The 13984-nt window shown below is 64.5% G+C and carries 14 protein-coding genes; 12 read left to right on the top strand and 2 right to left on the bottom strand.

All coding sequences use genetic code 11. From position 1 onward, the window contains the following. Positions 1 to 13: 13 nt before the first annotated feature. A complete protein-coding gene (locus tag CK224_RS18740; RefSeq protein WP_066991727.1) occupies positions 14 to 175 on the bottom strand; it encodes a DUF1328 family protein in 162 nt (53 codons plus the stop codon). A 59-nt stretch (positions 176 to 234) separates the two neighbouring features. Further along, positions 235 to 1248 carry an MBL fold metallo-hydrolase gene (locus tag CK224_RS18745; protein ID WP_095782739.1) on the bottom strand — a complete coding sequence of 338 codons (1014 nt, stop codon included), beginning with the start codon at positions 1246 to 1248 and terminating at the stop codon, positions 235 to 237. Positions 1249 to 1381: 133 nt separating this feature from the next. On the opposite strand from CK224_RS18745, the gene CK224_RS18750 reads away from it, so the two are divergent. The 12 genes from CK224_RS18750 to CK224_RS18805 all read left to right on the top strand — a co-directional run bounded on the left by CK224_RS18750 (position 1382) and on the right by CK224_RS18805 (position 13981). Further along, positions 1382 to 1825: a VOC family protein gene (locus CK224_RS18750; RefSeq protein ID WP_245425986.1), complete on the top strand. Its 444-nt coding sequence runs from the start codon at positions 1382 to 1384 to the stop codon at positions 1823 to 1825. 191 nt (positions 1826 to 2016) lie between these two features. Further along, a complete protein-coding gene (locus CK224_RS18755; RefSeq protein ID WP_095779966.1) occupies positions 2017 to 2556 on the top strand; it encodes a protease inhibitor Inh/omp19 family protein in 540 nt (179 codons plus the stop codon). Between the two features lie 78 nt (positions 2557 to 2634). Further along, a complete protein-coding gene (gene zapE, locus CK224_RS18760) occupies positions 2635 to 3831 on the top strand; it encodes a cell division protein ZapE (RefSeq protein ID WP_095782741.1) in 1197 nt (398 codons plus the stop codon). Between the two features lie 410 nt (positions 3832 to 4241). Then, positions 4242 to 5210 carry a malate dehydrogenase gene (gene mdh / locus CK224_RS18765; RefSeq protein ID WP_040996351.1) on the top strand — a complete coding sequence of 323 codons (969 nt, stop codon included), beginning with the start codon at positions 4242 to 4244 and terminating at the stop codon, positions 5208 to 5210. A gap of 25 nt (positions 5211 to 5235) precedes the next feature. Beyond that, positions 5236 to 6429 (top strand): ADP-forming succinate--CoA ligase subunit beta, encoded by a 1194-nt coding sequence (gene sucC / locus CK224_RS18770; protein WP_095782742.1) that lies wholly within the window; start codon positions 5236 to 5238, stop codon positions 6427 to 6429. 5 nt (positions 6430 to 6434) lie between these two features. After that, a complete protein-coding gene (locus CK224_RS18775) occupies positions 6435 to 6806 on the top strand; it encodes a cupin domain-containing protein (protein WP_066991712.1) in 372 nt (123 codons plus the stop codon). 4 nt (positions 6807 to 6810) lie between these two features. Continuing rightward, the gene (locus tag CK224_RS18780; protein WP_066991709.1) at positions 6811 to 7308 is read left to right on the top strand and encodes a DUF1579 family protein; all 498 of its coding nucleotides are present in this window, start codon (positions 6811 to 6813) and stop codon (positions 7306 to 7308) included. 12 nt (positions 7309 to 7320) lie between these two features. Then, a complete protein-coding gene (gene sucD / locus CK224_RS18785; RefSeq protein ID WP_095779971.1) occupies positions 7321 to 8223 on the top strand; it encodes a succinate--CoA ligase subunit alpha in 903 nt (300 codons plus the stop codon). A gap of 127 nt (positions 8224 to 8350) precedes the next feature. Beyond that, positions 8351 to 11338 carry a 2-oxoglutarate dehydrogenase E1 component gene (locus tag CK224_RS18790; RefSeq protein ID WP_095782743.1) on the top strand — a complete coding sequence of 996 codons (2988 nt, stop codon included), beginning with the start codon at positions 8351 to 8353 and terminating at the stop codon, positions 11336 to 11338. A 51-nt stretch (positions 11339 to 11389) separates the two neighbouring features. Then, positions 11390 to 12682 (top strand): 2-oxoglutarate dehydrogenase complex dihydrolipoyllysine-residue succinyltransferase, encoded by a 1293-nt coding sequence (odhB, locus tag CK224_RS18795; protein WP_067323636.1) that lies wholly within the window; start codon positions 11390 to 11392, stop codon positions 12680 to 12682. 34 nt (positions 12683 to 12716) lie between these two features. Next, a complete protein-coding gene (locus tag CK224_RS18800; protein ID WP_095782744.1) occupies positions 12717 to 13229 on the top strand; it encodes a hypothetical protein in 513 nt (170 codons plus the stop codon). Then, complete coding sequence (locus CK224_RS18805; RefSeq protein WP_095782745.1) at positions 13226 to 13981, top strand: glucose 1-dehydrogenase; 756 nt, start codon at positions 13226 to 13228, stop codon at positions 13979 to 13981. The genes CK224_RS18800 and CK224_RS18805 overlap by 4 nt, the downstream gene beginning before the upstream one ends. Positions 13982 to 13984 lie beyond the last annotated feature (3 nt).

Consider the following 13984-nt stretch of genomic DNA (forward strand, 5'->3'; position numbering starts at 1 on the left):
GCGAATATGCGGGCTAAGTCACGGCGAAGACGCCAAGCACGATCAGCAGGAAGATGATCAGCACAATACCGATCAGGATGCGGGCACCTGTGGCGGCGGCGCCGGCCAGCGCGGGCATGCCAAGCAGGCTTGCCGCAGCGGCAACGATAAGAAGGATGATGATCCACTTGATCATGGAAGGCTCCGAGGCGGATTTGCGTTGTGCAACCAACGCGTTTGCCCGGGCTGGGTTCCTTAGCCAGGCGGCGGCACATCCCATGCTTCGCCCGGGCGCATGGCGCGAAAACGCTCCGGCGAAATGCCTTCGGCCGCCAATGCCTCGGCGAGCTTCTGCGCCGGCTCCTCGATCGGTTCGTCGGTGAGCTGAAAGGTGCCCCAGTGGCAGCCGGCAGCATGGACGGCGCCGCACAGCCTCATGCCCTGGACGGCTTCCGCCGGATTCTGGTGCTGCGGGGCCATGAACCAGCGCGGCTCATAGGCGCCGATCGGCAGGATGGCCAGCCGAAACCCGCCATGCCTTTCCGCCATTCGGCGGTAGTTGGTGCCGCCGTGGAAGCCGGTGTCGCCGGCGAAATAGACCTTGCCGCCCGCCGTATCGACGACGAAGCCCGCCCACAGCGCCATGCGGCGGTCGCGCCCGCCGCGCGCCGACCAGTGATGCACCGGCTCGATGTGGATGATGCCGCCGCTGGCGACTTCGACGCTGTCGCCCCAATCATGTACCGACACTCGCATGCCGGGCACGGCAGTGCCGATGATCGCATCGTTGCCGAGCGGCGTGATCACCATCGGGTCGTGGCTTTGCTTCAGCCGCTTGAGGGTCGCGAGGTCGAGATGGTCGTAGTGGTTGTGACTGAGCAGCACCAGGTCGATCGGCGGCAAGTCGGAAAAGGCGATGCCCGGCGCGTTGACCCGCTTCGGTCCGGCGAAGCCGAAAGGCGAGGCACGCTCGGACCAAACCGGGTCGGTCAGGATGTTCAGGCCGGCTGTCTGGATGAGCAGCGAGGCGTGACCCACCATGGTGAGCCGAAGCGCGGCGCCGTCGATCCGTTGTTCGGGCTTCGCCTGGGGATATGGGCTCGGCCAGGCCGCCGGCCATTTCGAGCGCCCACCGCTCAATTGCCATTTCAGCAAATCGGTGAAGCGCGCCGGCGGCCTGCCGTCGGGATTGAAAAAGAGGCTGCCGTCGAAATGATCGCTGAGTGGGCCGCTATAGTAGCGGTTGGCTGCTCTTGTTCCTGCGGCCATCGTTTCTCCGCCCGCTCCCCTGTCGCTTGTCCTGAAATAAGGACGCCGCCGCCTGGCGCAAGCATTTTGCTGGGGAATGCCAAGGGCCAACGGTCGGCTTCGACTAGGATCGACGATGTGGAGGGACAGCACCGTGGCGAAGAAGCGGACCGGGACACCGTGGATGAAGGCCGAGGATTTCGGCCGCTCGCTGCCGCATGGGCTGGGCGTCAACTTGCTTGTCACCGACATGGCGGCGATGGAGGCTTTCTGCCGCGATGTGCTGGGCGCGCGCATCATCTATGCCGACGAGGATTTCGCGGCCATCGAGCTGCTGGGCTCGATCTTCATGCTGCATGCCGACCATTCCTATCTCGACAATCCGATGACCGGCGTCTTCGCCGGAGCCGAAACGCGTGGCGCCGGCATCGAGCTGCGCCTCTATGGCGCCGATCCGGATGCGGTCGAAAAAAGGGCCGCAGCACTCGGCCACATCGTGTTGGCCGGCTCGATCGACAAGCCGCATGGCCTGCGCGAATGCTATATCGTTGGTCCGGACGGGTATCTCTTCGTGCCCAGCGCGCCGCTGCAAGCCTGAAATTTCAAGACGTTACGGTCCAATTTCTCGACTGGCGCCCCGGTAAGGAAGGCCGTCGCGACAAATTTGCAACACCAGCTCCGAAAACCCTATTTTAACCATATCGGGTTGAAATTCTGCCACCTTCGCCATCTTGGTGAAGCGAGTGTTTACGCGGACGGCGCCCCCCACCGGATCCGACGGAGGTTGGAATGACTTTTTCGAAGACTGGCCTTTTGGCCGTATCGCTGGCCGCGCTCGTTGCAAGCGGCTGCTCGACCTCGCGCTTCTCATCGATGGACGATCAGCAGCCGGCGCCGCTCACGCCGGCGCCCTCCGGCACGGTGACGCAGAACCAGCTGCCGCCACCGGCTGCTCCGGGCACCACCGACCCGTCGCAATTCCCCACCGCGCCGAAGAACAGTCAGATGGCTTCTCTGCCGCCGGACGGTTCGGCGCCCACGGGCGCCGCGGACCTGACCGCGGCCAGCGTCGCCGGCGTCTGGAATGTCAGTGTCTCCGGCCAGAGCTGCAAAGTGGCGACGCCGCAGACCAAGTTCGGCGCCGGCTACCGCGCCGGTCCGCTGCATTGCCCGGCTCCGATCGACGGCATCAAGTCGTGGAATGTCGCCGGCAAGCAGCTGACGCTCTACGACGAAAACGGCGGCACGCTGGCCAGGCTCTATTCCTCCGGTGGCGAAAAGTTCGACGGCCAGACTTCCAACGGCCAGCCGATCTCGCTTACAAGGTAGGCTGGACCTTTCCCTATTGTTTCACGCAGTTTCGGACGGCAAGCCGCTTTCCGAAATTGCCCGAGAACGACGTGACCTATGCACCTGCGTGACGGCCTTCAGACGCATGCGACCGTCAGGCAGCGCTACGACCATCTGGTGGAAACCGGCGTGGTCGAACGCGATCCGGCGCAAGAGCGCGTCGTCGCCGCGCTCGACCGGCTGACCGACGAGATCTCCGCAAAAAGGCTGGCGCAGAAATCGAGCGCGCTGGGCTGGCTGTTCGCGCGCAGCAACAAGCCGCGCGAGGCCGTCAAGGGCCTTTACATCCATGGCGGCGTCGGGCGCGGCAAGACGATGCTGATGGACATGTTCTTCGATCTCCTGCCGGTCAGGCGAAAGCGCCGCGTCCATTTCAACGATTTCATGGCCGACGTGCAGGACCGCATCCAAAAACACCGGGCGGCGCGCAAGAACGGCGATGTCAAGGAAGACGATCCGATCCCGCCGGTGGCGCGGGCGCTGGCCGAGGAGGCCTGGGTGCTGTGCTTCGACGAGTTTTCGGTCACCGACATTGCCGATGCCATGATCCTGTCGCGCCTGTTCTCGGCGCTGTTTTCCAAAGGCGTCGTGCTGGTCGCCACCTCCAACGTCGGGCCTCATGACCTTTATCGAGACGGCCTCAACCGGCAGCTTTTCCTGCCCTTCATCGGCCTGCTCGAACGCAATGCGCATGTGCTGACGCTGGATGCCGAAAAGGACTACCGGCAGGAAAAGCTCAACCGCCTGCCAATCTATGTCACGCCGGCCGACGCCGCGGCCGACCGCGCGCTGGACGACGCTTGGAAGACGATGACACATGGCAGGCCAACCGAGGCGATGACACTGACGCTGAAAGGGCGTCAGCTTGTGGTGCCGCGCGCTGCCGGCGATGCCGCCCGTTTCTCCTTCGCCGATCTCTGCGAAAAGCCGCTCGGCGCGCGCGACTATCTGGCCATCGCCGACCGCTTCGCGACCGTCTTCATCGACCATGTGCCGGTGCTCGGCGAAGGCAAGCGCAACGAAGCCAAGCGTTTTATTCTGCTCATCGACACGCTTTACGACCACCACATGCGGCTGGTTGTGAGCGCCGCCGCGCCCCCCGAGGGGCTCTACACCGCCAGGCGCGGCACGGAAGTCTTCGAATTCGAGCGCACCGCCTCGCGGCTGATCGAAATGCAGAGCCGCGACTGGCTGGAAGGCTGGGCGGAGAGGCGGCAAGTCGGGTCGGAGCCCGCGGAGGCGCGGCAGGCGTGAACGTAGCCGCGTCCAGTCCTCATCCTAGGCGGAGCGACCCGCGGAGCCAAGACCTGGGATGAGCAAGCGATAAGCACTTCCTCGCTTGAATGGGCACCTCCCGAACCGCTCAGCCGCCCCACTTGGCTCTGTCCGCCGCTCCTAAAATCACAACGGCGTCATCGCCGGGATGAAGGCCTTCTGATTTCATCGTTTGTTGTATAAATTCTGTTCAGTTAGCTCGAAAATTTTGACGTTTACGTAATTCCCAATGCATCTAACCGATTGAAAACACTGGGTGCCAAATAACCGTTTGAATTTTCTCCATGCCGGAGCTATTGGGTTCGGCGAAATCCCGCGGTTTCCCGCATTCCTTCCGGCCCCCGGCCCCCGTCACGGCACCGTCACAGACAAAGGGAAAACATCCTGACATGGCACGCAACAAGATAGCGCTCATCGGCTCGGGCATGATCGGCGGCACGCTCGCCCATATGATCGGCCTGAAGGATCTCGGCGACGTGGTGCTGTTCGACATCGCCGAGGGCATTCCGCAGGGCAAGGGTCTCGACATCGCCCAGTCCTCGCCGGTCGACGGATTCGACTCCAGACTGACAGGCGTCAACGACTATGCCGGCATCGAGGGCGCGGATGTCTGCATCGTCACCGCCGGCGTGCCGCGCAAGCCCGGCATGAGCCGCGACGATCTTCTCGGCATCAATCTCAAGGTCATGGAACAGGTCGGCGCGGGTCTCAAGAAATACGCGCCGAAGGCGTTCGTCATCTGCATCACCAACCCGCTCGATGCCATGGTCTGGGCGCTGCAGAAGTTTTCGGGCCTGCCGACCAGCCATGTCGTCGGCATGGCCGGCGTGCTGGACAGCGCCCGCTTCCGCTACTTCCTGGCGGAAGAGTTCAAGGTCTCGGTCGAGGACGTCACCGCCTTCGTGCTCGGCGGCCATGGCGACTCGATGGTGCCGATGATCCGCTATTCGACCGTGTCGGGGATCCCGCTGCCCGACCTCGTCAAGATGGGCTGGACCTCCAAGGAGAAGCTCGACCAGATCGTGCAGCGCACCCGCGACGGCGGCGCCGAGATCGTCGGCCTCTTGAAGACCGGCTCAGCCTATTACGCGCCGGCGGCCTCGGCCATCGCGATGGCGGAATCGTACCTGAAAGACAAGAAGCGCGTGCTGCCCTGCGCGGCGCACCTGTCCGGTCAGTACGGCGTCAAGGGGACCTATGTCGGCGTCCCGGTGGTGATCGGCGCCGGCGGTGTCGAGCGCGTCATCGAGATCGACCTCTCCAAGGCCGAGCAGAAGATGTTCGACAATTCGGTGGCGGCCGTGCAGGGCCTCACCGAGGCCTGCACCAAGATCGCCCCGCATCTCGCCGGCAAGTAATCGTCCCTCTCCGGAGACCAAGCGCATGAACATCCATGAATATCAGGCCAAGGCGCTGCTGAAGTCGTTCGGCGCGCCCGTCGCAAGCGGCGTCCCGGTGTTCAAGGCAAGCGAGGCGGAAGCCGCCGCCAAGACGCTGCCCGGCCCGCTCTATGTGGTGAAGAGCCAGATCCATGCCGGCGGCCGCGGCAAGGGCAAGTTCAAGGAACTGCCTGCCGACGCCAAGGGCGGCGTTCGGCTGGCGAAGTCGGCGGCGGAAGTGGTCGCCAACGCCAACGAAATGCTCGGTCATACGCTGGTCACCAAGCAGACCGGACCCGCCGGCAAGCAGGTCAATCGCCTCTATATCGAGGACGGCGCCGATATCGACCGTGAGCTCTATCTGTCGGTCCTGGTCGACCGTTCCGTCGGGCGCATCGCCTTCGTCGTCTCGACCGAGGGCGGCATGGATATCGAGGCGGTCGCGCATGACACGCCGGAGAAGATCCTCACCGTCGCCATCGATCCGGAAAAGGGCGTGACGGCCGATGATGTGAAGAAGCTCAACGCCGCGCTGAAGCTCGACGGCGATGCGGCGCAAGACGGCGGCACGCTGTTCCCGCTGCTCTACAGGGCCTTCGTCGAGAAGGACATGAGCCTGCTCGAGGTCAATCCGCTGATCGTCATGAAGAACGGCCGGCTGCGCGTGCTGGACGCCAAGGTGTCGTTCGACAACAACGCTCTCTTCCGCCATCCCGACGTGATGGAGCTGCGCGACGCCACCGAAGAGGACGAGAAGGAGATCGAGGCGTCGAAATACGACCTCGCCTATGTCGCGCTCGACGGCAATATCGGCTGCATGGTCAACGGCGCCGGCCTCGCCATGGCGACGATGGACATCATCAAGCTCTACGGCGCCGAGCCGGCCAACTTCCTCGATGTCGGCGGCGGTGCCTCGAAGGAGAAGGTGACGGCGGCCTTCAAGATCATCACCAAGGATCCGGCGGTCGAAGGCATCCTGATCAACATCTTCGGCGGCATCATGAAGTGCGATGTCATCGCCGAGGGCGTGATCGCCGCGGTCAAGGAAGTCGGGCTGAAGGTGCCGCTGGTCGTGCGGCTGGAAGGCACCAATGCCGAGCTCGGCAAGAAGATCATCAACGAAAGCGGCTTGAACGTCGTCTCGGCAGACGATCTCGACGACGCGGCCAAGAAGATCGTCAAGGCGGTGAAGGGCTAAAGCGGATGCCTCCGCGCAAGATAAACTTGGTCGAGGCGGCGGATGCGAAGATCGCCAAGGTCTTCGATCCGCACATCGCCGGCGACGTCAACGACAGCCAAGCCAAGGTCGCCAAGTTCGGCGAGGTTTTCGACTGGCACGCGCATGATGACGAGGACGAGGCCTTCCTCGTGCTGCGCGGCAAGATCGCCATCGATTTCCGCGATGGACCGGTCGAGCTCGGCGAGGGCGATTTCATTGTCGTGCCGCGCGGCGTCGAGCATCGGCCGCGGTCGCTGACGGTCGAGCCGGTGGTGCTTATGTTCGAGCCGGCAACGACTCTGAACACCGGCAATGCCCAAAGCGACCTCACCGTCGCCGATCTGAAGCGGCTCTGAACCAATGAACGCGACGCCTTTCTCATCGCTTTCGGCCGGTCACCAGCGCCTGCAGGCGCTGGTCGGCGCGTGGCGTGGCGAGGAAGATGTCGCGGCGACGCAATGGACCGATGCCGGCGCCGCGACTTCGGAAGTGCTTGCGGACGCGCAGTTCGGCGGCCAGTTCGTGGTCCAGCGCTACCGCCAGCGCCGCGACGGCACGATCTCGTTCGGCGCGCACAATGTGTTCGGCTTCGACCAGCCGAACGACGTCGTCACCATGCATCAGTTCGACTCGATGGGCTTTGTGCCGGCCTCACCGGCTACGGGCACATGGAACGGCAACGAGCTTGTGCTGGAACGGTCGTCGCCGCGCGGCTCGGCTCGCGTGACTTACAGCTTTGACGGCACTGATACTTACCGCATGCGATTGCACTACAAGCCCGCCGGCAGCGACGCCTGGCAAGACATGGTGAGCGGCCTCTACCGGCGCGTTTCGCCTTCCTCGATCAACGGTTTTTAGAAAAGGGCCGCGATGTCCATTCTCGTCGACAAGAATACCAAGGTGCTGGTGCAGGGCCTGACCGGCAAGACCGGCACCTTCCATACCGAGCAGGCGCTGGCCTATCACGGCACCAAGATGGTTGGCGGCGTCCATCCGAAGAAGGGCGGCGAGACCTGGACCGGCGCGAAGGGCGAGACCCTGCCGATCTTCGCCACCGTCGCCGAGGGCAAGGACAAGACCGGCGCCAACGCCTCCGTCATCTATGTGCCGCCGGCAGGCGCGGGCGATGCGATCATCGAGGCGATCGAGGCCGAGATCCCGCTGATCGTTTGCATCACCGAAGGCATCCCGGTTATGGACATGGTCAAGGTCAAGGCGCGGCTCGACCGTTCCTCCTCGCGGCTCATCGGCCCGAACTGTCCGGGCGTGTTGACCCCCAACGAATGCAAGATCGGCATCATGCCCGGCAACATCTTCCGCAAGGGCTCGGTCGGCGTTGTTTCCCGCTCGGGAACGCTTACCTATGAAGCGGTCTTCCAGACCAGCAATGTCGGCCTCGGCCAGACCACTGCTGTCGGCATCGGCGGCGACCCGGTCAAGGGCACCGAGTTCATCGACGTGCTCGAGATGTTCCTCGCCGACGACGAGACCAAGTCGATCATCATGATCGGCGAGATCGGCGGCTCGGCCGAGGAAGACGCCGCGCAGTTCTTGAAGGACGAGGCAAAGCGCGGCCGCAAGAAACCGATGGCGGGCTTCATTGCCGGGCGCACGGCGCCCGCCGGCCGCACCATGGGCCATGCGGGCGCGGTGATCTCCGGCGGCAAGGGCGGCGCGGAAGACAAGATCGCGGCGATGGAATCGGCCGGCATCAAGGTTTCGCCGTCACCGGCGCGGCTCGGCACGACGCTGGTCGAGGCGATCAAGGGTTAAGGGAGTAGGGAGTAAGGGAATAGGGCAGCAGGGAAAGATCAGCGGCAAAAAATGCCCTACTCCCCTACTGCCTTACTCCCCTACTCCCTTCCATAAAAGGAGACGGAGCCAGGCTCCGCAGACGAAAATGGCAAGACAAGATCAGGCCAACGACCAATTCTCGCTCACCTCATTCCTCTATGGCGGCAATGCCGACTATATCGACGCGCTCTATGCCGCCTATGAGGACAACCCCGGCTCCGTCGATCCGGAATGGCAGGACTTCTTCGCCGCGCTGAAGGACGATGCGGGCGACGTGCGCAAGAACGCCAAGGGCGCGTCCTGGGCGAAGCCTTCCTGGCCGATGCAGGCCAATGGCGAGCTGGTTTCGGCGCTCGACGGCAATTGGGGCCTGGTCGAAAAGCACATCGAAAAGAAGGTGAAGGAAAAGGCGGTCGTCAACGGCGCGGCCCTTTCCGATGCGGACGTTCACCAGGCGACGCGCGATTCCGTGCGTGCCATCATGATGATCCGCGCCTTTCGCATGCGCGGCCACCTGCACGCCAATCTCGACCCGCTGGGCATCGCCAAGCCGCTCGAGGACTATAACGAGCTGTCGCCGGAGAATTACGGCTTCACCGAAGCCGACTACGACCGGCCGATCTTCCTCGACAATGTGCTGGGGCTCGAGTTCGGCACCATCCGGCAGATGCTGGATATCCTCACCCGCACCTATTGCTCGACGCTCGGCGTCGAGTTCATGCACATCTCCGACCCTGAGGAAAAGGCTTGGATCCAGGCGCGCATCGAGGGCGCCGACAAGGAGATCACCTTCACCGCCACCGGCAAGAAGGCGATCCTGTCGAAGCTGGTCGAAGCCGAAGGCTTCGAGCAATTTATCGACGTCAAGTACAAGGGCACCAAGCGCTTCGGCCTCGACGGCGGCGAGTCGCTGATCCCCGCGCTGGAGCAGATCATCAAGCGCGGCGGCCAGCTCGGTCTGAAGGAGGCCGTGCTCGGCATGGCCCATCGCGGCCGCCTCAACGTGCTTTCGCAGGTGATGGCCAAGCCGCACCGCGCTATCTTCCATGAGTTCAAGGGCGGCTCGGCCGCTCCCGACGACGTCGAGGGCTCGGGCGACGTGAAGTACCATCTCGGCGCCTCGTCGGACCGCGAGTTCGACGGCAACAAGGTGCACCTGTCGCTGACCGCCAATCCTTCGCACCTGGAAATCGTCGACCCGGTGGTGATGGGCAAGGCGCGCGCCAAGCAGGACCAGCTCGCCGGCCGCGAGCGCGGCGAGATCGTGCCGCTGTCCGAGCGCGCCAAGGTGATGCCGCTGCTGCTGCATGGCGACGCAGCGTTCGCCGGCCAGGGCGTGATCGCGGAGATGTTCGGGCTCTCCGGCCTGCGCGGCCACCGCGTCGCCGGCACGCTGCACTTCATCATCAACAACCAGATCGGCTTCACCACCAATCCGCGCTTCTCGCGTTCCTCGCCCTATCCGTCGGATGTGGCCAAGATGATCGAAGCGCCGATCTTCCACGTCAACGGCGACGATCCGGAAGCGGTGGTGCATGCCGCGAAGGTGGCGACGGAATTCCGCATGAAGTTCCACAAGCCGGTGGTGGTGGACATGTTCTGCTACCGCCGCTTCGGCCACAATGAAGGCGACGAGCCGTCCTTCACGCAGCCGATCATGTACCGCAACATCCGCAGCCATAAGACGGTGGTGCAGGTCTATGCCGACCGGCTGATCGCCGAGGGTCACATCACCCAAGCCGAGGTCGACAAGATGCGGGCCGACTGGCGCGCGCATCTGGAACAGGAGTGGGAAGTCGGCCAGTCCTACAAGCCGAACAAGGCCGACTGGCTGGACGGCGCCTGGTCCGGCCTGCGCACCGCCGACAACCAGGACGAACAGCGGCGCGGCAAGACCGCGGTGCCGGTCCGCACGCTAAAGGAAATCGGCAAGAAGCTGACCGAGGTGCCGAAGGATTTCGAGGCGCACAAGACGATCCTGCGCTTCCTCGAGAACCGCCGCCAGGCGATCGAATCCGGCGACGGCATCGACTGGTCGACCGCCGAGGCGCTGGCCTTCGGCGCCATCCTGCTCGACGGCAATCCGATCCGGCTCTCCGGCCAGGATTCGGAGCGCGGCACCTTCTCGCAGCGCCATTCCGTGCTCTACGACCAGCGCGACGAGACGCGCTACATTCCGCTCAACAATCTGTCGGCGGCGCAGGCCGGCTACGAAGTCATCAACTCGATGCTCTCGGAAGAGGCGGTGCTCGGCTTCGAATATGGCTACAGCCTCGCCGAGCCCAAGGCGTTGACTCTTTGGGAAGCGCAGTTCGGCGATTTCGCCAACGGCGCCCAGGTGGTGTTCGACCAATTCATCTCGTCCGGCGAGCGCAAGTGGCTGAGAATGTCGGGCCTCGTCTGCCTCCTGCCGCACGGCTATGAAGGCCAGGGGCCGGAGCATTCCTCGGCCCGTCTCGAACGCTTCCTGCAGCTCTGCGCCGAGGACAACATGCAGGTGGCGAACGTCACGACGCCGGCTAACTATTTCCACATCCTGCGCCGGCAGTTGAAGCGCGACTTCCGCAAGCCGCTGATCCTGATGACGCCGAAGTCGCTGCTGCGCCACAAACGGGCGGTGTCGACGCTGTCGGAAATGGCGGGCGAAAGCTCGTTCCACCGGCTGTTGTGGGACGATGCGCAGCTCTTGGCGGATCAGCCGATCAAGCTGGTGAAGGATTCCAAGATCCGCCGCGTCGTGCTCTGCTCCGGCAAGGTCTATTACGACCTCTATGAGGAGCGCGAGAAGCGCGGCATCACCGACATCTACCTGCTGCGCGTCGAGCAGCTCTACCCGTTCCCGGCCAAGGCGCTGATCACCGAGCTGTCGCGTTTCCGCAACGCCGAGATGGTGTGGTGCCAGGAGGAGCCCAAGAATATGGGCGCCTGGTCGTTCATCGATCCTTATCTCGAATGGGTGCTGGCGCATATCGACGCCAAGCATCAGCGGGTGCGCTATACCGGCCGGCCGGCCTCGGCCTCGCCGGCCACCGGGCTGATGTCGAAGCATCTCAGCCAGCTTTCCGCCCTGCTCGACGACGCGCTGGGCGAATAAGCAGACCCGGACCAAACTGACCTCAAGAAGACAAGAGAACGGACAGGCACAATGGCTACCGAAATCCGCGTCCCCACTCTCGGCGAATCCGTCACCGAGGCGACCGTCGGCAAGTGGTTCAAGAAGGTCGGCGACGCGATCGCCGCCGATGAGCCGCTGGTCGAGCTCGAAACCGACAAGGTGACGGTGGAGGTGCCCGCCGCGGGCGCCGGGACGCTCTCCGAGATCACCGTCAAGGAAGGCGAGACGGTCAATGTCGGGGCGCTGCTCGGCTCGATTTCGGCCGGCGGCGCAGCCGCCGCTCCCGCCACCAAGCCGCAGGCGGTGGCGCAGGCCTCCAGTCCGGACGCCGCATCCACGACCAAGCAGGCCGCCGCCGAAACCGCCAAGATGGCCGGCGACGCCGGCCCGGTCGAGCCGCGCACCATGCCGCCGGCGCCGGCCGCGGCCAAACTGATTGCCGAGCACAATCTCTCGGTCGAGCAACTGACGGGCTCCGGCAAGCGCGGCCAGGTGCTGAAGGGCGACGTCCTCGATGCCATCGCCAAGGGCGCGCCATCGCAGCCGGCCGAGACGCCGAAAGCGGCTCCTGCTCCTGCTCCCGCACCGGTCGCGGCCCGCGCGCCGTCGACGGCCGACGATGCTTCGCGCGAGGAGCGCGTGCGCATGACCAAGCTGCGCCAGACGATCGCGCGCCGGCTCAAGGAGGCACAGTCGACGGCCGCCATGCTCACCACCTTCAACGAGGTCGACATGAGCGCGGTGATGGCGCTGAGGGCCAAGTACAAGGACGTGTTCGAGAAGAAGCATGGCGTGAAGCTCGGCTTCATGGGCTTCTTCACCAAGGCCGTCACGCATGCGCTGAAGGAGATCCCGGCGGTCAACGCCGAGATCGACGGCGCCGACATCATCTACAAGAACTTTGCCCATGTCGGCGTCGCCGTCGGCACCGACAAGGGCCTGGTGGTTCCGGTGGTGCGTGACGCCGACCAGATGTCGATCGCCGAGATCGAGAAGGAGATCGGCCGGCTGGGCCTCGCCGCGCGCGACGGCAAGCTCTCGGTCGCCGACATGCAGGGCGGCACCTTTACGATCTCCAACGGCGGCGTCTACGGATCGCTGATGTCGACGCCGATCCTCAATGCGCCGCAGTCCGGCATCCTCGGCATGCACAAGATCCAGGAGCGGCCGGTGGTGGTCGGCGGCCAGATCGTCATCCGGCCGATGATGTATCTGGCGCTGAGCTACGACCACCGCATCGTCGACGGCAAGGAAGCGGTGACCTTCCTGGTGCGCGTCAAGGAAAGCCTGGAGGATCCCGAGCGGCTGGTGCTCGATCTCTGAGGTGGAGCATGAAGGCTCGCGGGCGGGGCGGCGAGTGAAGGCCCGTTGGCTCAGCACCGCGAGACCGGTCGCGCTTGCCGCCGGTGCGGCTCTCGTATCAGCCGATGCCCAGGCCGCCTGCCCGATCCAGCTCGCCGTCTATGGCGAGGCGAAAAGCGGCGCCGAGATCGATTTCAGCCCGACGGGTACCTCGGCGACGATCACCAACAAATTCCGCATGATACTCGACAACAATACCGTGCTCGATGGCATCGCCATGTGGACCGAGGGCTCCGCCGGGCGGCCGCATGGCTCGCTGATGTACAAATGCCCGACCGGCGACGTCACCGGCGAGGAGCTCGCCGCCTGCACGGTCTGGGAAGGCGTGATCTATAGCGCCGATGAGAAGGGCGTCGTGGGTCTGCTGCCGTCCGAGGGCGCGGATGCACCGAACAGCCTGATCTTTCCCGATCTCGGACCGTCGCTCGAAATGTCAGCCGCTTACGGTCCGGCGGGCTTCTCAAAAGTACCGTGGGACGTCTTTGCCCTGAAAGGCTGCCAGGAATGAATGCCGACAAGAAGACGCTGCTGGTCACCGGCGGCAGCCGTGGCATCGGCGCCGCGATCTGCCGGCAGGCCAGTCGGGCCGGTTATCGGGTAGCGATCAACTATGTCTCCAACCAGGACGCTGCCGGGGCGCTTGCCGCCGAGCTCGAATCCGTGGGCGGCGAGGCCTTCGCGGTCAGGGGCGATGTCGGCAACGAGGCCGATGTGGTGGCGATGTTCGAGGCGGTGGACAAGGCTTTCGGCCGGCTCGACGCCTTCGTCAACAATGCCGGCATCGTCGACGTCAAGGCGCGCGTCGACGAGATGAGCGCCGAGCGGGTCGCGCGCATGATGCGCATCAACGTCGTCGGCTCCTTCCTCTGCGCCCGCGAGGCCGTCAAGCGCATGTCGACACGACAGGGCGGCAAGGGCGGCGCCATCGTCAATCTGTCCTCGGCGGCGGCACGACTGGGCTCTCCCGGCGAATATGTCGACTACGCCGCTTCGAAGGGCGCGATCGACACGCTGACCGTTGGTCTCGCGCGCGAGGTGGCGCTGGAAGGCATCCGCGTCAATGCCGTCAGTCCAGGCATCACCGAAACCGACATCCATGCCTCCGGCGGCCAGCCGGAGCGCGTGGCGCGGATGCAGGATCTGCTGCCGATGAAGCGCGCGGGCACGGCCGACGAGGTCGCGAGCGCGGTTCTCTACCTTTTGTCGGACGCGGCCTCCTATATAACGGGCGCGATCCTGAATGTGAGCGGCGGCCGCTGAAGG

Origin of the sequence: Mesorhizobium sp. WSM3862 (assembly GCF_002294985.1) — a bacterium.
Taxonomy (GTDB): domain Bacteria; phylum Pseudomonadota; class Alphaproteobacteria; order Rhizobiales; family Rhizobiaceae; genus Mesorhizobium.